The sequence below is a fragment of the Sphingomonas hominis genome (assembly GCF_013328205.1).
GTDB lineage: Bacteria > Pseudomonadota > Alphaproteobacteria > Sphingomonadales > Sphingomonadaceae > Sphingomonas > Sphingomonas hominis.
Window position 1 is genome coordinate 163529 of record NZ_JABULH010000002.1, and the last position, 17591, is coordinate 181119.

18 protein-coding genes and 1 tRNA gene are annotated in these 17591 nt (G+C 67.7%); 6 read left to right on the forward strand and 13 right to left on the reverse strand.

Annotation, left to right across the window (positions count from 1 at the left end):
- The first annotated feature begins 7 nt into the window (after positions 1-7).
- Together HRV97_RS05845 and HRV97_RS05850 are read left to right on the forward strand one after the other, a co-directional pair.
- Complete coding sequence (locus HRV97_RS05845) at positions 8-889, forward strand: dienelactone hydrolase family protein (RefSeq protein WP_174192969.1); 882 nt, start codon at positions 8-10, stop codon at positions 887-889.
- 39 nt (positions 890-928) lie between these two features.
- Complete coding sequence (locus HRV97_RS05850) at positions 929-1540, forward strand: glutathione S-transferase family protein (RefSeq protein ID WP_174192970.1); 612 nt, start codon at positions 929-931, stop codon at positions 1538-1540.
- Here HRV97_RS05850 and HRV97_RS05855 read toward each other — a convergent pair.
- The 4 genes from HRV97_RS05855 to HRV97_RS05870 all read right to left on the reverse strand — a co-directional run bounded on the left by HRV97_RS05855 (position 1518) and on the right by HRV97_RS05870 (position 5851).
- On the reverse strand, positions 1518-1709 hold the full coding sequence (locus tag HRV97_RS05855) for a DUF1289 domain-containing protein (RefSeq protein ID WP_174192971.1): 192 nt from the start codon (positions 1707-1709) through the stop codon (positions 1518-1520). The genes HRV97_RS05850 and HRV97_RS05855 overlap by 23 nt on opposite strands.
- A gap of 19 nt (positions 1710-1728) precedes the next feature.
- Positions 1729-2850 carry an AI-2E family transporter gene (locus HRV97_RS05860; RefSeq protein ID WP_174192972.1) on the reverse strand — a complete coding sequence of 374 codons (1122 nt, stop codon included), beginning with the start codon at positions 2848-2850 and terminating at the stop codon, positions 1729-1731.
- Between the two features lie 324 nt (positions 2851-3174).
- Positions 3175-4620 carry a DEAD/DEAH box helicase gene (locus HRV97_RS05865; RefSeq protein WP_174192973.1) on the reverse strand — a complete coding sequence of 482 codons (1446 nt, stop codon included), beginning with the start codon at positions 4618-4620 and terminating at the stop codon, positions 3175-3177.
- Positions 4621-5116: 496 nt separating this feature from the next.
- Entirely contained in the window at positions 5117-5851 is a 735-nt protein-coding gene (locus HRV97_RS05870) for an SDR family NAD(P)-dependent oxidoreductase (RefSeq protein WP_174192974.1), read from the reverse strand.
- Positions 5852-5935: 84 nt separating this feature from the next.
- On the opposite strand from HRV97_RS05870, the gene HRV97_RS05875 reads away from it, so the two are divergent.
- Positions 5936-6313, forward strand: a complete 378-nt coding sequence (locus HRV97_RS05875; protein WP_246248575.1) for a winged helix-turn-helix transcriptional regulator — start codon at positions 5936-5938, stop codon at positions 6311-6313.
- Positions 6314-6383: 70 nt separating this feature from the next.
- On the opposite strand, the gene HRV97_RS05880 is transcribed toward HRV97_RS05875, so the two are convergent.
- Together HRV97_RS05880 and cpdR are read right to left on the reverse strand one after the other, a co-directional pair.
- Positions 6384-6458: transfer RNA gene (locus HRV97_RS05880), tRNA-Val, on the reverse strand.
- Positions 6459-6501: 43 nt separating this feature from the next.
- On the reverse strand, positions 6502-6879 hold the full coding sequence (gene cpdR, locus HRV97_RS05885) for a cell cycle two-component system response regulator CpdR (protein ID WP_174193770.1): 378 nt from the start codon (positions 6877-6879) through the stop codon (positions 6502-6504).
- 133 nt (positions 6880-7012) lie between these two features.
- On the opposite strand from cpdR, the gene HRV97_RS05890 reads away from it, so the two are divergent.
- The gene (locus HRV97_RS05890; RefSeq protein ID WP_174192975.1) at positions 7013-7852 is read left to right on the forward strand and encodes an N-formylglutamate amidohydrolase; all 840 of its coding nucleotides are present in this window, start codon (positions 7013-7015) and stop codon (positions 7850-7852) included.
- Positions 7853-8003: 151 nt separating this feature from the next.
- Here HRV97_RS05890 and HRV97_RS05895 read toward each other — a convergent pair whose 3' ends face one another.
- The 3 genes from HRV97_RS05895 to HRV97_RS05905 all read right to left on the reverse strand — a co-directional run bounded on the left by HRV97_RS05895 (position 8004) and on the right by HRV97_RS05905 (position 10923).
- Positions 8004-8582, reverse strand: a complete 579-nt coding sequence (locus tag HRV97_RS05895; RefSeq protein WP_174192977.1) for a cytochrome b — start codon at positions 8580-8582, stop codon at positions 8004-8006.
- Positions 8583-8595: 13 nt separating this feature from the next.
- Entirely contained in the window at positions 8596-9363 is a 768-nt protein-coding gene (locus HRV97_RS05900) for a SapC family protein (protein ID WP_174192979.1), read from the reverse strand.
- Positions 9364-9480: 117 nt separating this feature from the next.
- Positions 9481-10923 carry an FAD-binding oxidoreductase gene (locus HRV97_RS05905; RefSeq protein ID WP_174192981.1) on the reverse strand — a complete coding sequence of 481 codons (1443 nt, stop codon included), beginning with the start codon at positions 10921-10923 and terminating at the stop codon, positions 9481-9483.
- 62 nt (positions 10924-10985) lie between these two features.
- On the opposite strand from HRV97_RS05905, the gene HRV97_RS05910 reads away from it, so the two are divergent.
- Positions 10986-11465: a hypothetical protein gene (locus HRV97_RS05910; RefSeq protein ID WP_174192983.1), complete on the forward strand. Its 480-nt coding sequence runs from the start codon at positions 10986-10988 to the stop codon at positions 11463-11465.
- Positions 11466-11498: 33 nt separating this feature from the next.
- Here HRV97_RS05910 and HRV97_RS05915 read toward each other — a convergent pair whose 3' ends face one another.
- Positions 11499-11723: a hypothetical protein gene (locus tag HRV97_RS05915; protein ID WP_174192985.1), complete on the reverse strand. Its 225-nt coding sequence runs from the start codon at positions 11721-11723 to the stop codon at positions 11499-11501.
- Positions 11724-12074: 351 nt separating this feature from the next.
- Between HRV97_RS05915 and HRV97_RS05920 the strand changes: the two genes are divergently transcribed.
- On the forward strand, positions 12075-13298 hold the full coding sequence (locus HRV97_RS05920; RefSeq protein WP_174192987.1) for an NAD(P)/FAD-dependent oxidoreductase: 1224 nt from the start codon (positions 12075-12077) through the stop codon (positions 13296-13298).
- A gap of 29 nt (positions 13299-13327) precedes the next feature.
- On the opposite strand, the gene HRV97_RS05925 is transcribed toward HRV97_RS05920, so the two are convergent.
- The 3 genes from HRV97_RS05925 to HRV97_RS05935 form a co-directional block, all read right to left on the reverse strand.
- Complete coding sequence (locus HRV97_RS05925) at positions 13328-13747, reverse strand: hypothetical protein (protein WP_174192989.1); 420 nt, start codon at positions 13745-13747, stop codon at positions 13328-13330.
- A 245-nt stretch (positions 13748-13992) separates the two neighbouring features.
- Positions 13993-14646 carry a TetR/AcrR family transcriptional regulator gene (locus tag HRV97_RS05930; RefSeq protein WP_174192991.1) on the reverse strand — a complete coding sequence of 218 codons (654 nt, stop codon included), beginning with the start codon at positions 14644-14646 and terminating at the stop codon, positions 13993-13995.
- A gap of 453 nt (positions 14647-15099) precedes the next feature.
- Positions 15100-17568 (reverse strand): PAS domain S-box protein, encoded by a 2469-nt coding sequence (locus HRV97_RS05935; RefSeq protein WP_174192994.1) that lies wholly within the window; start codon positions 17566-17568, stop codon positions 15100-15102.
- Between the last annotated feature and the right edge of the window lie 23 nt (positions 17569-17591).

A 17591-nucleotide genomic window follows, 5' to 3' on the forward strand; every position in this document is an offset into this window, starting at 1 on the left:
GACGAAGATGACCGAGGATATCCGCGACCGTGCCGTCGCGATCTACGACCGTTTCACGCACGAGCATCACGACCGCCGCACGCTGCTGCGCGAGATGACGCTGCTGACCGGCAGCGCGCTGGCCGCGGAGATGCTGATCGGCGGCCTCGCGGCGTCACCCGCCGCCGCCGCGGTCGTCGCGGTCGACGATAAACGGTTGAAGACCTTTCCCGACGCGCGCGTGCCGGTCGCGGGTGGCAAGCCGATCAAGGGCTATGTCGCGACGCCGCGCGGCCAGCGCCCGCGCGCGACCGTGCTGGTGTTCCACGAGAATCGCGGGCTGACGCCGCACATCCAGGATGTCGCGCGCCGCGTCGCGCTCGCCGGCTTCTTCGCGGTTGCGCCCGACTTCCTGTCCGATGCGGGCGGCACGCCGGCCGACGAGGACCAGGCACGCGCCATGATCGGTGCGGCCAATCTCGACACGATCGTCGCCGAGGCGGCGGGCGCGGTGCGTCATTTCGCCGGCGCGGGCACGCCGCCGACGCGCGTCGGGGTGATCGGCTTCTGCTGGGGCGGGGCGCTGGTCAACCGCGTCGCGATTGCGGCCGGCGACCGGCTGAGCGCGGGGGTCGCTTATTACGGGCCGGCGCCTGATCCGGCAGAGGCGGCTAAGGTCGCCACGCCGCTGTTGCTCCATTATGCCGGCAAGGACACGCGTGTCGCGCAGACCGGTGAGCCGTGGGTGGCGGCGCTCAAGGCCGCGGGCAAGCCAGTCGAAGCCTACACCTATCCGGGCGTCGACCACGCGTTCAACAACGACACCTCGGCGCAGCGATACGACAAGGCGGCGGCGGACCTTGCCTGGTCGCGCACGATCGCGTTCCTGCACCGCTATCTTGACGCGTGAGTGTATCCATGTTCTCCTGATGTTCCGAACGGGGAGTCGATGATGCTGACCTTCTTCACCAATCCGATGTCGCGCGGGCGGATCGTTCGCTGGATGCTGGAGGAGGTCGGCGTGCCGTACGAGGCGGTGGTGACGCAATGGGGTGCGCCGCTGCCTGAATTCCTCGCCGCCAATCCGCTCGGCAAGGTGCCGACGATCGTTCACGACGGCGCGGTGGTCAGCGAGACGGCGGCGATCTGTGCCTATCTCGCCGATACTTTCCCCGACGCGGGTCTCGCACCGCGTCCCGAGGAGCGCGCGTCTTATTACCGCTGGATGTTCTTCACTGCCGGCCCGGTCGAGGCGGCGATGATGGACACCCATCTGGGCGTCGCCGTGCCGCCGGAGAAGGAGGCGATGATTGGCTATGGCAGTCTCGCGCGCGCCATCGATGTGCTTGAGGGCGCGGTATCGGCGAATGACTACATCGCCGGGCCGCGCTTCACCGCCGCCGACGTCTATGTCGGAAGCTCGATCGACTTCTTCACGCAGTTTGGAATGCTCGACAAGCGCGAGGCGTTCGCGCGTTATCTCGACCGGCTGCGCGATCGTCCCGCCTGGGTACGCGCGCGGGAGATCGACGACGCGCTTATCGCGGCGGCGCAGAAGTGAGCGTGGCGCGACGGCTCGCGACGCGCGCGAGGATGGCGTGTTTCTCGTCAACACTCGCCTGGGACCAGCCCGCGATCTCGTCGAGCGTGCGCTGACAACCCAGGCACAGGCCGCTCGGGCGGTCGATCGTGCACACCAGGGTGCAGGGGGAGGGCGGGTCGTCGGTCATCGCGCTCGCCGATAGCAGCTCAGCTGCGCCTCGCCACCTCGCCAGATGCTCCATCTGCCTGATCCTCAACCCGCGCATCGGCCGACCCGGTCGCCGCGCGCTGCTCGGTCAGGATCTGCCATGCGGTGATGAACAGCGCGGCCACCACGGGTCCGACGACGATCCCGCTCAGGCCGACCAGCTCGATCCCGCCCAGGGTGGTGACCAGCACGACCCAGTCGGGGATACCGGTGTCGCGACCGACCAGGATCGGGCGCAGCACGTTGTCGGCGCTGCCGATCACCAGCACGCCCGACACGATCACCACGGCGGCCTGCCAGATCGCGCTGGTGGCGAGCAGGTAGATCGCGACGGGCGCCCAGATGATCGCCGGGCCGATCGCGGGCAGCAGCGACGCCACCGCCATCAGCAATCCCCACAGCAGCGCGGCGGGCAGGCCAACGATCGCGAAGGTGATCGCACCCAATGCGCCCTGCACCAAGCCGACGATCACCGATCCCTTGATCGTCGCGCGCGTCACCGCGATGAAGCGGTCGACCAGCCGCGTCGTCGCGTCATGCTCGAGCGGGATGGCGTTGCACACCGCGCGCCCGAGCCGCGTGCCGTCGCGCAGCAGGAAGAACGTCACGTACAGCGCGACGCCGAAGCCCAGCAGCGCGGCAAAGGCATCGGTGCCGATCGACAAGGCCCGGCTCGCGATGCCGCTGACGCGGCTGCCGACCGCGTTGGAGAAGCGCGCCTGCGTGCGCTCGAAGCTGTCGAGCCCGGCCTTGTCGGCGAGTTGCTGCAAGCGATCAGGCAGCGCGTCGTGGACCTGCTGGAAATAAGCGGCGAAGTTGATCTGCCCGCTGCGCACCTTGGAATAAACGCCGCTCGCCTGGTCGACCACCAGCGTGCCGATGATCAGCGCGGGCAGCACCACCGCTACCGTGACGACCAAAAGCGTGAGCAGCGCGGCGGTGTTGGAGCGCTCCGGAAAACGCGCGTGAATGCGCTGGTAGAGGGGCTGGAACAGGATCGCGGCCAGCACGCTCCACAGCAGCGCCACCGCGAACGTCGACACCACCGCGCCGAGCAGCAGCGTAATCAGGAACACGAACAGCACCAACCCGCCGTTCTCGATACGCCGCCCGTTCATCATCGCCCCGTGTTCCTGCCCGTCGCTGAGCCGATCGACGCAGCGGCGTGATCGACCTTCATTAAGGGCACCCAACCGTCACGCTGTCGCAACGGTTCCAGCGAACGCGCGGCGTGCGGGTTGGGGCGCACTTGGCGAGTAGGGGAGGGGCTGGATCGGCTTGAGGCAGGGGATGGCCGATCAGCACGCCCGCGAACGACCGAACAGTTGATCAGACTGCGTGACGGCGGAGCACCACGCCGTTGCGCCGCTGGATCACAGCGCCACGACCTGCGCAGTTTCGGTTGATTGCCGCGTACCGGCCCCGTGTTGCCGGGGCTGGGCGGATCAGGTCGTCAGCGTGACCTTGAGGAAGTCGGGGATCGGGCCGTTCCAGCCCTCATCGGGACCGTCGTCGCGATCGTGTCGCGCAGACCCGCGCCGCTGATCGTCCCAACCTCCGCGCGTATCGCGGCGTCGCTCCTGCCGCTCGTCGCGCGGCGCGGCACGGTTTGCGGCCGGCGTCGGCGCAGCGGTGACCGGTGTTGCCGCTTGCGGCTCGGCCGGTGCCTCGACCTCGCGCTCCGCCGACTGCTCGGTACGCGGGCGGCGGTCGCCGCGACCACGCTCGCGGCGCGGCTCGCGTGCGGGACGATCCTCTTCGGGCTCGCCGGGCAGCGTGTCGAGCGTCTTGATCTTCTCGCCCGTCAGCTTCTCGATGTTCTGAATGTTCTCGGCATCGTCCGGCCCGACGAAGGTGAACGCGATCCCCGTCGCGCCCGCGCGGCCCGTGCGGCCGATACGGTGAACGTAATCGTCCGGGTGCCACGGCGCATCGAAGTTGATGACGTGGCTCACACCCTTCACGTCTAGCCCGCGCGCCGCGACATCAGAGGCGACCAGGATGTTGACATCGCCGCTCTTGAACCGCTCCAGCTCGGCGATGCGCGCCGATTGATCCATGTCGCCGTGGATCTCGCCGCTGGCGAAGCCGTGCTCCTTCAGGCTCTTGTTGAGCTCGCGCACGGTCGTCTTGCGGTTGCAGAAGATGATCGCGGTGCGCACGTCCTCGCCGCGAAGCAACTGCCGCACGACCTTGCGCTTCTCGAACCCCTGGCCCTTCACTGGTACGACATATTGCGTGATGTTGGTGTTGGTCGTGGCGGGGCGCGCGACCTGGATCGTCTTGGGGTTGGTCAGGAAGCGGTCGGCCAGCTTCTTGATCGGCGCGGGCATCGTGGCCGAGAACAGCAACGTCTGGCGCTGTGCCGGCAGCTTGGTGCAGATTTCCTCGATGTCGGGGATGAATCCCATGTCGAGCATCCGGTCGGCCTCGTCGATCACCAGCATCGAGCAGCCGGTCAGCAGAATCTTGCCGCGCCCGAACAGGTCCATCAACCGCCCCGGCGTCGCGATCAGCACGTCGACGCCCTTTTCCAGCGCCTTGACCTGGTCGCCCATCTGCACGCCGCCGATCAACAGCGCCATCGAGAGCTTGTGGTACTTGCCATATTGCTCGAAATTCTCGGCGACCTGCGCGGCCAGTTCGCGCGTCGGCTCGAGGATCAAACTGCGCGGCATCCGCGCGCGGCTGCGGCCGTGCGCCAGGATGTCGATCATCGGCAGCACGAACGACGCGGTCTTGCCCGTGCCCGTCTGCGCGATCGCGACCATGTCGCGCATCATCAGGACGGAGGGAATGGCGGACGCCTGGATCGGCGTCGGCTCGGTATAGCCGGTGTCGCCCACCGCGCGGAGTAGTTCGTCGGAGAGGCCGAGGTCGGCGAAGCTCATGCAATTGTCCGATTGGTGTCCGGCGCGGTGCTCGCGACCGTTCTGCCTGAGCCTGCGCGCTTCATGATCGGGGATGCAAAGTCAAGAAAAAGCCGCCGAGGACCCAAGCGACGCGATCGTTTTGGCACGATCGCGGTATGTAGGGCACCTGTCGTCGGGGCGACCGAGAATTGGGTCTGCATCGATCGGCGCCGCAGTCGTTTCCGATCTGCCGTCGCCATGCGCGTCGGGCTCCGGCCTAGTCAGCTATTCCGTCGTGGTCGGCACTATGGGAAAGCACTTCGCCCACCTTACGGCGATACACGTCGCCGAACGCACCGATCCACCAACGCAGCTTACGGGCCAAGACACGTCAGTGCGGACGGCGGGGATCAGGCACGAACCCGTCCGCTGCGGCGGCGAATGGTACCGTGTCCACCGCACCATTCCCCGCCCTCCGGCACGACGAGCGCCAGGCGGGGTCGGCGAGCACCGCCGACCCTTTACCGCGCTCTGATCAGATCTGCGCCATGCCGCCGTCGACGAACATCTCGCTGCCGGTCATGAAGCTGCTGTCGGCGGAGGCCAGGAACGCGGCAGCCGCGGCGGTTTCCGCCGGTTCGCCCAGCCGCCCGGCAGGGGTCGTCGCGCCCATCTCCTCGAACGCCGCCTCGCCGACCACGCTCAGCGCCAGATCGGTGCGCGTCGGCCCGGGCGACAGCACGTTGACGCGGATGCCGGTGCCGCGCAGGTCCTGCGCCCAACTGCGCGCGAGGTTGCGAACCGCTGCCTTGCTCGCGCTGTAGATGCTGAATTGCGGCGTACCCATGACGCCGGTGGTCGATCCCGTCAGGATGATCGATCCGCCCGCCTGCATCAGCGGCAGCGCCTGTTGCACGGTGAACAGCAATCCCTTCACGTTCACGTCGAACGTCTGGTCATATTGTTCGGACGTGATCTGCCCCAGCGGCGCGAACGACCCCGTACCCGCATTCGCCATCACGATGTCGAGCGTGCCGCGCTCGGCCTGGACGGTCGCGTACAGCCGGTCGAGGTCACCAAGGTCGTCGACCGATCCGCGCACCGCACGCGCCTGATCGCCCAGCGTGGCGAGCGCGCCGTCGAGCACGTCCTGCCGCCGCCCGAAGATGTAAACGAATGCGCCTTCCGCGATGAAGCGTTTCGCGGAGGCGAGCCCGATGCCGCTGCCGCCACCCGTGATGATCGCCGTCTTGCCTGCCAACCGGTCCATGTCGTGTCTCCTGTACGTGGAGCCGCGTAAGCTGGCGCGGTGCAAACCTGCGGACAAGTATGCACCTTTTGGTAAGTATCGCTGATGGCCATGAACATCGCACCGCCGCCCACCTTTACCTGCGGGCTCGACGCCACGCTGCGGGTCATCTCGGGCAAGTGGAAACCGCTGATCGTCTATTTTCTGGCGCAAGGGCCCAATCGCTACGGCGAATTGCGCCGCGCGGTGCGCGGGGTCAGCGACAAGATGCTGATCCAGCACCTAAAGGAACTGGAGGCGGACGGCATCGTCAGCCGGACCGATTACAAGGAGGTGCCGCCGCGCGTCGATTATACGCTGACGCCGCTCGGCCGCAGCCTGTCGGACGCGCTCGCGCCGTTATGCGCCTGGGGTTCGGAGAACATGACCGAAGTTGCCCGCGTCTTCGCCGAGCGTGAGCAATGGGGGCGCGCGCAGAACTGACGCGCCCTCGATCGACCGCCCGACCCTAAGCGCAAAAAACCCGCCAGGTCATGCGACTTGGCGGGTTTTATGGTGGGCGTGGCAAGGATTGAACTTGCGACCCCTGCGATGTCAACACAGTGCTCTACCACTGAGCTACACGCCCGAGGTGAGCGCCTCTAGCGGGGGTCGCCGGGCATGGCAAGCACTCAATTCAACTCGTTCAATGCCTCGACGTTGAACAGGCGGTCGACCTCCAGCACCAGGTCGCGCAGGTGGAATGGCTTGGACAGGACGCGCGCCTGCGGCATCGCGCTGCCCGCCTTGAGCGTCACTGCGGCGAAACCGGTGATGAACATGACGCGCAGGTTCGGCACCAGCTCCGACGCCTTTTGCGCCAGCTCGATCCCGTCCATCTCCGGCATCACGATGTCGGTCAGCAGCAGGTCGAACGCTTCCTGCTCCAGCAGCGGCAGCGCGGCGGTACCGCGATCCACCGCGCTGACCGAATAGCCCGACTTCTCCAGCGCGCGCGTCAGATATTCGCGCATCACCGCGTCGTCCTCGGCCAGCAAAATCTTGATCATCATCACCCTCGATCGAACGAGCGGGGTTATGCCCGCAAGAGGGCAAACATTCCACCGCCGGAAATGGTGAACGCCGTCGCAATGCGGCACGCGGTGTTGCCCCTGCGGCGAAGCTCCCATAGGTTGATCGGGCATGACCGCATCGTTCCGCATCATCGGCAGCGCCGTGCCCGAGAGCCCGGTGGTGTTGTCGGTGCCGCATGCGGGACGCGATTATTCCGCCGCCTTGTGCGCGGCGCTGCGCGCGCCCGCGGTCCGCTTGTCCGCCTTGGAGGATCGTTACGTCGACCGTGTCGCACTGGGCGCGCGGCGGTGCGAGACGGTGTTGGTGCAGGACGCGCCGCGTGCCTGGATCGACCTCAACCGTGCCGAGCACGAGCGCGATCCGTTGCTGGACGACGGCGCCAAGCGGACCAATCTGTCGGCCAAGGTGCGCGCGGGGCTGGGCATCGTGCCGCGGCGCACGGGCGCGACCGGCGACATCTGGCGGCGCCGGCTCGGCGGCGACGAGGTGGAGGCGCGGATCGCGTCCGACCACCGCCCGTACCATGAGGCATTGTGTCGGACGCTCGCCCAGGCGCGCAACCGGTTCGGCATCGCGGTACTGCTCGACCTCCACTCGATGCCGCCGCTGCCGGGCGGACGCACGCGCGTCGTGGTGGGGGACCGCTTCGGCCGTGCGGCGGCGACGCGCTTCGTTCAGCGGATCGAGAGCGAGGTCGAGGGTGCCGGCCTGGTCCACGCGCTCAACAGCCCTTACGCGGGCGGCTATATCCTGGAGCGTCACGGGCAACCGCACGAGCGGATACATGCGATACAGTTGGAGATCGACCGCGCGCTTTATCTCGACCAGCGTCTCGACGCGGTGGGGCCGGGCCTGGCGCGTACCATCGCGCTGGTGCGCGCGATCATCGACGCGCTCTCCGACGAGGCGCTCGGCAGCGGGAGCGGGATCGCACAAGCGGCGGAATGAAAAAAGCCACCGTGCTAAAAGCACGGTGGCCGAGGTTCAGGGAGGAGGCACATCAGAGATGTGCCGTACGGCCTTGCGAAAGGGGGGACACAAGAACCGTACGCATCAAACATAGGAGGGCGGTCAAAGGTTTCAAGCGATGGCGCGGAAATTACCGCACGATTGCGTCACCTCGTCGCGCGCCCCGGTGCAGGCCCGGCATCATGCGCGCGAGCACGTGATCGCGCAGGATCAGGTGATGGCGCAGCGCCGCCGCGACATGCAGCACGACGAGTGCGAGCATCAGCCAGCCGAGCAGCCCGTGGACCTTGTCCGCCGCGTCGGCGGTCGCGCCTGCCACCGGCAGCAACGGCACGTCGAACAGGCCGAACCACGACAAGGGCCGCGTCGACTCCGGCCCCGATACCAGCGCCCAGCCGGTCAGCGGCATGGCCAGCATCAGTGCGTAGAGCGACCAGTGCGTCGCGTGCGCGGCGACGCGCTCCCACGCGGGCGTACCCAAGGGCAGCGGCGGCGGGCGGTGCGTCAACCGCCACGCGACCCGCGCCAGCGTCAAGGCGAGCACGGTGATGCCGATCGCCTTGTGCGCGCCCATCCAGGCGCGCAGCGCCGGGATCGATTCGTGCCCGATCCCGATCACCAGATTGACGATCACGAGCAGCGCAATCGTCCAATGGAACGCGATCGCGACCGACGAGTAGCGAGCCGTGTCGGTGCGCGATCGCATCATGGTCGTCCGTCGATCAGAACGAGAGCTGCGGCTGCGGCATCTTGCCCAGATTAACCTGCCGCGCGAAGATCTCGCGCATCAGCGCCAGCGAGAACAGGTGCGCGTAGATCAGCGGCAGCATGCCCGACTGCGAGATCTTGCGCAGCTGGTCGCCGCGCAGGTCGGACAGCTTCTCTTCGTTGATCATCTGGAAGCCGCGATACACGAACGGCTGCTCAACGCCCTCCTGCTGAATCGACACTTCGCCGTCCATCAGCAGCTCCATCTCGCGCAGCTCCTTCATGAACTGGCTGGTGCGTGCGCCCGCCTGCTCGAACTGTTCGGTGAACTGGAGCACGTTCTGGACGAGCTGCGTCGGCTTGCCGTCCTCGAACATCGGCTCACCGTCCTCGAACGGCCCGATCGTGTCGGAGGTGGGGTCGAAGCACAGCGACAGTTCCTGCGCGTCGGGGCTGAGGCGCGCGAGCATGTACGGGTAACGGCGGATGTAGGCCGGCACGTAGAAATTCTGGTCGAGCAGCTTGCCGTCTTCGTCGACGAAGACGTTGACGCCCTCGTTCAGGCCCATCAGCCCGATCGGGATCGCGTCGTCCCCGACCGAGAAGACGATCGGCATGAAACGCTGCACCAGCGGAAACTCTTCCACGGTCAGCGGTACCGCGTGCTGCTGCGTCAGGAACGGCGCGGCGTCGGCCGGACGGATGCGATAGTTCGCGTGGGCCTCGCTCGAGAGCGGCTCCAGACCGTTGTAGAAGAGCGGAAGCTGCGGCGCGCTGGCCATGAACATATACTCCGGATCAAGTCGTTTCGAGTGCGCGCGAAAGGTTCCCGCGTGCGCTTCTTTTTCGCAGGTATTCGGTGCGCGGGTCGGGCGCAAGCGATACGGGGTTGCGGAGGGTCAGCCGGCCACGGGCGGGTCGAAGGATACGAGCTTGCCCGGATTGAACAACAATTGCGGGTCGAGCGCGCGCTTGATTGCGCGCAACGCACCCATGCGGGCGGGCGAAGACAAACGCTCGAGTTCGGCGCGCTTCATCTGCCCGATGCCATGTTCGGCCGAGATCGACCCTCCGGCCGCGACCACCAGATCGTGGACGAACGCGGAGACGCGCGGCACCTGGTGGGCGTACCAGTCCGCGGGATCGCTGCCGCGCGGGGCGCGGACGTGGAAGTGGACGTTGCCGTCGCCGAGATGGCCGAAGCCGGAAGCGCGCGTGCCGGGAAAGCGCGCGTCGCACGCGGCCGCAGCCTCCACCATGAACCGAGGCATCGCGTCGACCGGTACCGAGATGTCGTGCTGTGCAGCGGGGCCGGTCGCGCGCTCCGCGTCCGAGATCGATTCGCGCATACGCCAGAAGGCGTCGGCCTGCGTCTCGCTGGCGGCGATGGTCGCGTCGGCGATCAGCGCATCGTCTAACGCCGTGGCGAGGATGCGTTCCACCAGTCCGGCGGGATCATCGGCTGGATGGTCAGCGGTGACCTCGACCAGCACGTGCCAGGCCGCGTCCGTGGCGATGGGCGCTCGCGCGTCGGGCAGATAGGCGAGCACCGCCGCCAGCGACTCGCGCGGCAGCAGCTCGAAACTCTCCACCGCCTCGCTTGCCGCCTGGAACCGCCGCAGCAGCGCCAGCGCTTCGTCGGGCGAGGCGAGCGCCACCCATGCCACCGCGCGCACCGCCACCGCGGGCACCAGCCGCAGCACCGCCGCGGTGACGATGCCCAACGTCCCTTCCGCGCCGATCAGCAGCTGGTTGAGGTCGTAACCGCGATTGTCCTTCTTGAGCGGCGACAAACCGTCGTGAAGCGAGCCGTCGGGCAGCACCGCTTCCACCCCCGCGACCAGCCCGCGCATCGTGCCGAAACGCAGCACTTGCGTGCCGCCGGCGTTGGTCGACACCAGCCCGCCGACCGTCGCCGATCCGCGCGCGCCGAGCGTCAGCGGGAAACGTCGCCCGGCGGCCAGCGCGGCCGCGTGCAGGTCGGCCAGGATGACGCCGGCTTCCGCAACCGCGAGCCCGGCGTCCGCGTCGAGTGCGCGCATCCGGTTCAGCCGCCTGAGCGACAGGATCGCGGCGCTCGCGTCGGCGGGTGGGGTGGCGCCACCGACCATTGAACTGTTTCCACCTTGCGGCACCAGTGGCACGCCGGCTTGCGCGGCGGCACGCACCACCATCTGCACCTGCGCGGTGCTCTCCGGCTCGATCAACAGATCGGCGCGACCATGATAGCGGCGACGCCAATCGACCAGCCACGGCGCGATCAGTTCGGGATCGGTCACCAGCGCGCGGGGCGGCAGAACGGCCGACAAGGCGTCGGCGAGGTGGGCGAGGGCAGGTGTCATGCGGTTGTCTCGCGATCAATTCATCGGGCGTTCAAACATTTCAACGCACTTTTACCCGGTCGATGTCCACGCGCGTTTTTTCTCTTGCTCCGCTCGCCCCTGCCTTGTTGCTCGCTGTCGCACCGCTGCTGGTGTCGGCGCAAGCACCCGACTGGGCGGGTGGCGAGGTGGCGCAGCTGACGATCCACGAACGGCTGATCATCCGCATCCCGCACGTCGCGCCGCGACGCGGGCCGGCAACGCTGCGCGCGACGCCGACCGCGCCGCTATGGCAGGAGAAGAAGGGACCGCGCTGCGTCGAGATGAAGTCGCTGACGGGGGCGGCGGTGGGTGGCAACGGTGAGGTCGACCTGATCGTCGAGGGCACGCGCCGTGTTCGCGCCAATCTGGAGGAGGGGTGTCCGGCGACGAACTTCTTCTCGGGATTCTATCTTAAGCCGACCAAGGATGGAAAGATCTGCGCCCGTCGCGACGTGATCCGCTCGCGCTCGGGCGCGCGCTGCGGGATCGAGCGCTTTCGCAAGCTCGTTCCCGCTCAGTGAGCACGGCGGGTGACGCCCGCCGCGCCGGTGGGTTCAGCCGATCACCGGCTTGTCATTGGCGCGACGCTGATCGGATTGCAGATGGGTCGACGCATTGGCCATCGCCGCCGCCGTACCGGTTGCCGGGCGGACGTGGAACCATTCGGGTCGGTCGATCGCGATCAGGAAAGCGAGGACGCTCAGGCCGAAGCCGAGCATCAGCAACGACGCGCGGATCGACTCCATCAGACTGCGATGCGGGATGTTGCTGTCTTGCATGCGCGAAAAGATCCTCGATGATGGTCCCGTAGCCTTAGTGACAACGCGTGCATGAGCGTGTGAGCGGGACGTGACGTTTTCTTGCTGCAACGCAGCGTTACAGTTCAGCAGTGCCAACGCCGGTTCGCTGACGGTTCAGACATGCTTCTGGCCGAGCGGACATGTCGCGTTCGCCCGCCGCCAGGAAGGCGGAGGTGCAGGCGGCCATGCTGATCCTGATCGACGTGGACGGAGTTGGCGGATCACCCCGGATCGCCGCGGCGTGCCGATGCGGATACGTTGCGCGACCCGCACCGATGACGCATCTGATCGGAAACAGGTTCATACCAGATCGGGGCAGGAGGGGCGGAGATGCAGCGGTACGATGTGGTGGTCGTAGGGGCCGGGCACGGCGGCGCGCAGGTGGCGATCGCGCTTCGACAAGCGAAGTTCGAGGGCTCGATCCTGCTGATCGGCGACGAACCCGAACTGCCTTACGAGCGCCCGCCGCTGTCAAAGGACTATCTCGCGGGCGACAAGCCGTTCGAGCGCATCCTGATCCGTCCCGAGCGTTTCTGGCAGGACCGCGACGTCGTGATGACGCTCGGCACCCGCGTGACGGCGGTGGATCCGGTCGCGCGACAGGTTACCGCTGACGATGGTCGCGTGTTCGGTTACGGACATCTGGTCTGGGCGACCGGGGGCAGCCCGCGGCGCCTGACCTGCGCGGGGCACGACCTGTCCGGCGTCCACACCGTTCGCACGCGTGCCGACGCCGACCGGATGATAAGTGAGTTGCCGAGTGTCACGCAGGCGGTGGTGGTCGGCGGCGGCTACATCGGACTGGAGGCGGCGGCGGTGCTCGCCCAATTCGGCAAGCGCGTGGTCGTACTGGAAGCGCAGGATCGCGTGCTGGCACGCGTCGCCGGCGAGCCATTGTCGGGCTTCTACGAGGCGGAACATCGCGTGCACGGCGTCGACGTGCGACTGGGGGCGCAGGTCGACTGCATCCTGGGCGACAGCGGCCGTGCCAAGGCGGTGCGGCTGGCGGATGGTGAGGAGATCGCAGCCGACATGGTGATCGTCGGCATCGGCATCACCCCCGCGGTAGCACCGTTGCTCGAAGCAGGGGCAGCGGGCGGCAACGGCGTGCGCGTCGATGCCGAGTGCCGCACCAACCTGCCGGACGTGTTCGCAATCGGCGATTGCGCGCTTCACGCCAACGACTTCGCCGACGGCGCGATGATCCGGCTCGAATCGGTACAGAATGCCAACGATCAGGCGAGCGTCGTCGCAAAGGTGATTGCGGGCCAGCCGGCGCGGTACCACGCGGTGCCGTGGTTCTGGTCGAACCAATATGATCTGAAACTGCAGACCATTGGGCTGTCGACCGGCTTCGACGAAGCCGTGCTGCGCGGCGATCCTGCCGCGCGCAGTTTCTCGATCGTCTATCTGAGGGCGGGCCGCGTCGTTGCGCTCGATTGCGTCAACGCGGTCAAAGATTACGTGCAGGGCCGCAAGCTGGTTGAGACAGGCGCAAAGATCGCGTCTGCCGCGCTGGCGGACGTGGCGGTGCCGCTCAAGGAGCTCGCCTGAGCGACTCTTCTAAGCGGCTCGTCCAGGCGTCAGGCCTGCTTGCGCGCGACGCGGGCGGCGGCGATGCTGGCGAGCATCGTTTCATACTGCGCCATCGTGTAGCCCGCGTCGGTGAAGGCAGTCAGCGCGCTGGTCGGAACGGTGTAGCCATGGTGCCAGCTGAGCACCGCCATGCGGCGCAGCGCTTCCAGCTGCGGATCGGCAAGGCGTGGGTTGTGGCGCGACCCGAACAAGCCACCCATTGCGACCGACAAGCGCGAAGGCGCGCGCAGGCTGGACAGACGGTCGTCCCGCGCGATCGCGACCACCGACCATTCGAGTGCGCTGAGTTGCGACGCGGGCTCGGACGCGCTCGAAGCTGAGGCAGGAGCACCGGCCGGCACCGGATCGTGACGCGGGGCCGGGGCGAGCAGCTGATCGTGCGCGGACGTGAAATCGATATAGGCCATGACGGTAACTCCCTGACACGTGCGGGCGCACGGGGCCGCGATCATGGTGGGCGCCATGTCCGGGCTCGTTGGTGAACGCGGCACGTCGTTACGCACCGCGGATCGGCGTGGCTGGCGGGCGGCGAACCGACCGGGGTTGATGAGATCGCCTCCGTTGCAGGAGGTGAGTTCCTGTTTCTATACTTAGCGGTATAGAAAGCCGGGGCAGTCAGGTCAACAGCTTTGTATACCGCGCGGTAAAATAGTCAGCGCGTCGGCCACATCGCCAGGCTGGTGTCGACCACGCGCTCCAGATCGGCGCGCGTCGCGCCCGATCCCGCCTGCACCGCCATGCCTTGCAAGATGGCATACAGATAGGCCGTCAACGCCTCGGGCTCGAGATGCGCGGGCAGGTCGCCATCGGCCTGCGCTTGGTGGAAGCGCGCCACCAGTGCGGCCTGCGACGAGGCGCGGCGTTTCATCACATCGGCCTTGATCGACTCGCCTTCGGCGCCGCACGCGCTAGAGGTGATGACGCGCAGGCAGCCGCTGGGGCCGCAATCGTTGGTCTGGGCCGCGATAGCGCCGCGCATCAGATGTTCGACGACGCCGCGCGCGGTCGGCCGGTCGAGCGCCTCGCGCGTGTAGGCGAGCTTCTCCGCCTCGTAGAGGTCGAGCGCCTTGTGGAACAAGGATTCCTTGTTGCCGAACGCGGCGTAGATGCTGGGTTTGGTGATCCCCATCGCCTGCGTCAGGTCGGCCATGGTCGCGCCTTCATAGCCCTTGGACCAGAATACGCCGAGCGCGGCGGTCAGCGCCGCGTCGACGCAGAATTCCCGCGGCCGCCCCTTGGGCGCGGCGCACGGCGCCGCGGGTGCTGCAACGGTGTCAACAAGGGAAGCGCTGTCCAGGGTTTCCATAACGGTTGGTATATAATTGATCGGGCACGAAAGTCCACCCGTTGGGGCGGGGATCACCGGCATGGAGATGGCGTGGCGCTCAGCCTCGCACACCGGCGTGCACGTAACGTCAAGGTGGAAGGGCAGCAGTAGGACGGAGTCGGGTAGAGGTGGAAGCGGGACCGCGGATCAACTCCGGAGTGACGAGGTAAGTGCGTCAGGCCTGTACTCCCGCGCTGGCGGCGTGAGGGAGCGATGTTCTTGCCTCCTACGTGACCGGCCTCACACGAGCGTGGGTCGAAGCGGCGTGCAGTTGAGCTGTGAGCGCCGGCTGTACGGCCGCAGTTGCAGTGCTTGTCTCCGAGTGAAAGTCGGATTTAGGATCACGTCCGTCGTGGCGGGCGACGATTACTTGGTTGCTACACCTGAAGCGCACCCGCTCCGGTGGTGACGCGATCGCGGGACGGGCGCTCGCTAGCCTTCGCCCGCCAGCATCTCGCCGACGCGGCGTTCCAGTTCGAGCACGTTGAATGGCTTGGTCAGCACGGTCATGCCCGTCTCCAATTGCCCGGCGCCGACCGCGGCATTGGCGGCGTAGCCGGTGACGAACAACACGCGCAGATCGGGACGTACCGCGCGGCCGGCATCGGCGACCTGACGGCCGTTCAAGCCGCCGGGCAGGCCGACGTCGGTGATCAGCAAGTCTATCCGCTCGTCCGACTGGAGCGCGGCGACGCCCTGCGGCCCGTTGCCCGCGCTCAGCACGCGGTAGCCGGCGTCGCCCAACAGTTCGCTCACCAGATCGCGGATCGCGCCCTCGTCCTCCACCAGCAGGATCGTGCGCCCGTCGCCGGCGGGTTGCTGCGCGAACTCCGACGCGCGCGGCGCGGCGCGGTCGTACACGCCCGCCAGCCGCGGCAGGTAGAGCGACATGGTCGTGCCCTGACCCACGACCGAGCGTACCTGCACCTGCCCGCCCGACTGGCGCACGAAGCCGTAGATCATCGACAGCCCCAAACCGGTACCCTCGCCGATCGGCTTGGTGGTGAAAAAGGGGTCGAACACGCGCGCAATCACCTCGGGCGTCATGCCGGTGCCGCTGTCGGCGACGTGCAACGCGACGTAATCGCCCGCGGGCAGTTCGTGTGCGGCGGCGTCCGACCCGTGCAGCATCACGTTCTCGGTCGCGATCGACAGCCGCCCGCCGTCGGGCATCGCGTCGCGCGCGTTGATGCACAGGTTGAGCAGCGCGTTTTCTAGTTGCGGCGCGTCGACCAGCACCGGCCACAGCTCCCGCCCGGTCTCGACGCTCAGCTCGATTGCGGGGCCGAGCGTGCGGTCGACGATGTCGATCATCCCCGCGACCAGCACGCCCGCGTCGGTCGCGGTTGGGGCGAGCGTCTGCCGGCGCGAGAAGGCGAGCAGACGCTGCGTCAGCGCCGCCGCGCGCTGCGCGCCCGTCCGCGCCATCGTCACGTAGCGGTCGACCTTGTCATACTGGCCAGCGGCGAGCCGGTGTTCGAGCAGTTCGAGCCCGCCGGTCACCGCGGTCAGCAGATTGTTGAAATCGTGCGCGAGGCCACCGGTCAGTTGCCCGACCGCCTCCATCTTGTGCGCCTGGCGCAACTGGCTCTCGGTCGCAGCGAGGATGCTCGCCTGCGCACGCTCCTCGGTCGCGTCGCGGCCGACCGCGATGATGCGCCCGTCGCCCGGACCCGCCGCCCACACCACGTCGCGGTAGCTGCCGTCCTGGTGGCGGTACCGGTTCTCGAACCGGGTATAGGCCTCGCCTGCCGCGATGCCGGCTGCCGCGGCGATCGTGCGGTCCAGATCGTCGGGATGCGTCAGCGGCAGGAACGATTGCCCGACCAGATCGGCTTCGGCCCAGCCGAGCATGCGCGTCCACGCCGGGTTGACCGCCTCGATCACGCCGTCGAAGCTCGCCACCAGCATCAGGTCGGTCGATAATTGCCACAAGCGGTTGCGGTCGGCGGTACGCTCGGCCACCTGCCGCTCCAGCGTCGCGGCGAGTTCCTCCAACTGGCGTTGCGCGGCACGGCGCAGCGTTTCGTCGCGTGCGATCTTGATGAACCCGCGTTCGTTGCCTTGCGCGTCGTGCGGCAGTGGGTGGATCGAGCCGTTGAGGAACACGTGCGAGCCGTCCTGGCGGACGTGCCAGCGCTCGTCGTTGGCGCAGCCGTCGCGCGTCGCGGTGATTAGTTCGCGCACGTCGGCTCCCGCGGCGCGATCCTCGGGCGTGAAGATCATCGACGCCGAGCGGCCGATCGCCTCCTCGGGGGTCCAGCCGAGGACCGCCTGCGCGCCCGCCGACCAACTGGTGACGATCCCGCCGGGGTCGGTGGTGAAGATGACGTGATCGCGCGCCCCTTCGATCACCAGCCGCAGCCGTTCCTCGCTCTCGCGCAGCGACGCGTCGGCGAGCACGCGCTTCGTGGTCTCGTTGGTGAAGATGAATAGGCCGGCGATCGCGCCCGCCTCGTCGAGGATGCGCGAGTAGGAGAAGGTCCACCACGTGTCGGCGGCACCGCGATCGGTGTCGAGTTTCCACGGCAGGTCGGTGAAACGCTGACTACGGCCGGCAAAGGCGTCGCGGACGATCGGCATCGCCTGATCGAGCGCGTCGGCCCACACCCGGTCGAAGCGCGCGCCCATCGCCCAGTCGAGCCGCGGCCCGAGCAGCGGGAAATAGGTTTCGTTGAAGAAGAAGATCAGGTCATGCTCGCCCCAGCACAGGATCATCGATTCGGGCGAGTTGAGGACGAGGCTGAGCGCGGTCTTGAGTGCGGTTGGCCAGCCGGCGGGCGGGCCGAGCGGATGCTCGCTCCAGTCGCGCGCGAGGATCAGCGCGGTGGCGGCACCGCCGCCGTCGAGGAAGCGCAGATCGGGCGGCAGGGTAGGAAGCGGTGAGGCGTCGAGGAGCATGATTTCGGAAGCGGCATGGGCGG

Coding starts and splice junctions, on each gene's coding strand:
- HRV97_RS05845 (WP_174192969.1), top strand. CDS start 8: ATGACCGAGGATATCCGCGACCGTGCCGTCGCGATCTACGACCGTTTC.
- HRV97_RS05850 (WP_174192970.1), top strand. CDS start 929: ATGATGCTGACCTTCTTCACCAATCCGATGTCGCGCGGGCGGATCGTT.
- HRV97_RS05855 (WP_174192971.1), bottom strand. CDS start 1,709: ATGACCGACGACCCGCCCTCCCCCTGCACCCTGGTGTGCACGATCGAC.
- HRV97_RS05860 (WP_174192972.1), bottom strand. CDS start 2,850: ATGATGAACGGGCGGCGTATCGAGAACGGCGGGTTGGTGCTGTTCGTG.
- HRV97_RS05865 (WP_174192973.1), bottom strand. CDS start 4,620: ATGAGCTTCGCCGACCTCGGCCTCTCCGACGAACTACTCCGCGCGGTG.
- HRV97_RS05870 (WP_174192974.1), bottom strand. CDS start 5,851: ATGGACCGGTTGGCAGGCAAGACGGCGATCATCACGGGTGGCGGCAGC.
- HRV97_RS05875 (WP_246248575.1), top strand. CDS start 5,936: ATGGCCATGAACATCGCACCGCCGCCCACCTTTACCTGCGGGCTCGAC.
- cpdR (WP_174193770.1), bottom strand. CDS start 6,879: ATGATCAAGATTTTGCTGGCCGAGGACGACGCGGTGATGCGCGAATAT.
- HRV97_RS05890 (WP_174192975.1), top strand. CDS start 7,013: ATGACCGCATCGTTCCGCATCATCGGCAGCGCCGTGCCCGAGAGCCCG.
- HRV97_RS05895 (WP_174192977.1), bottom strand. CDS start 8,582: ATGATGCGATCGCGCACCGACACGGCTCGCTACTCGTCGGTCGCGATC.
- HRV97_RS05900 (WP_174192979.1), bottom strand. CDS start 9,363: ATGGCCAGCGCGCCGCAGCTTCCGCTCTTCTACAACGGTCTGGAGCCG.
- HRV97_RS05905 (WP_174192981.1), bottom strand. CDS start 10,923: ATGACACCTGCCCTCGCCCACCTCGCCGACGCCTTGTCGGCCGTTCTG.
- HRV97_RS05910 (WP_174192983.1), top strand. CDS start 10,986: ATGTCCACGCGCGTTTTTTCTCTTGCTCCGCTCGCCCCTGCCTTGTTG.
- HRV97_RS05915 (WP_174192985.1), bottom strand. CDS start 11,723: ATGCAAGACAGCAACATCCCGCATCGCAGTCTGATGGAGTCGATCCGC.
- HRV97_RS05920 (WP_174192987.1), top strand. CDS start 12,075: ATGCAGCGGTACGATGTGGTGGTCGTAGGGGCCGGGCACGGCGGCGCG.
- HRV97_RS05925 (WP_174192989.1), bottom strand. CDS start 13,747: ATGGCCTATATCGATTTCACGTCCGCGCACGATCAGCTGCTCGCCCCG.
- HRV97_RS05930 (WP_174192991.1), bottom strand. CDS start 14,646: ATGGAAACCCTGGACAGCGCTTCCCTTGTTGACACCGTTGCAGCACCC.
- HRV97_RS05935 (WP_174192994.1), bottom strand. CDS start 17,568: ATGCTCCTCGACGCCTCACCGCTTCCTACCCTGCCGCCCGATCTGCGC.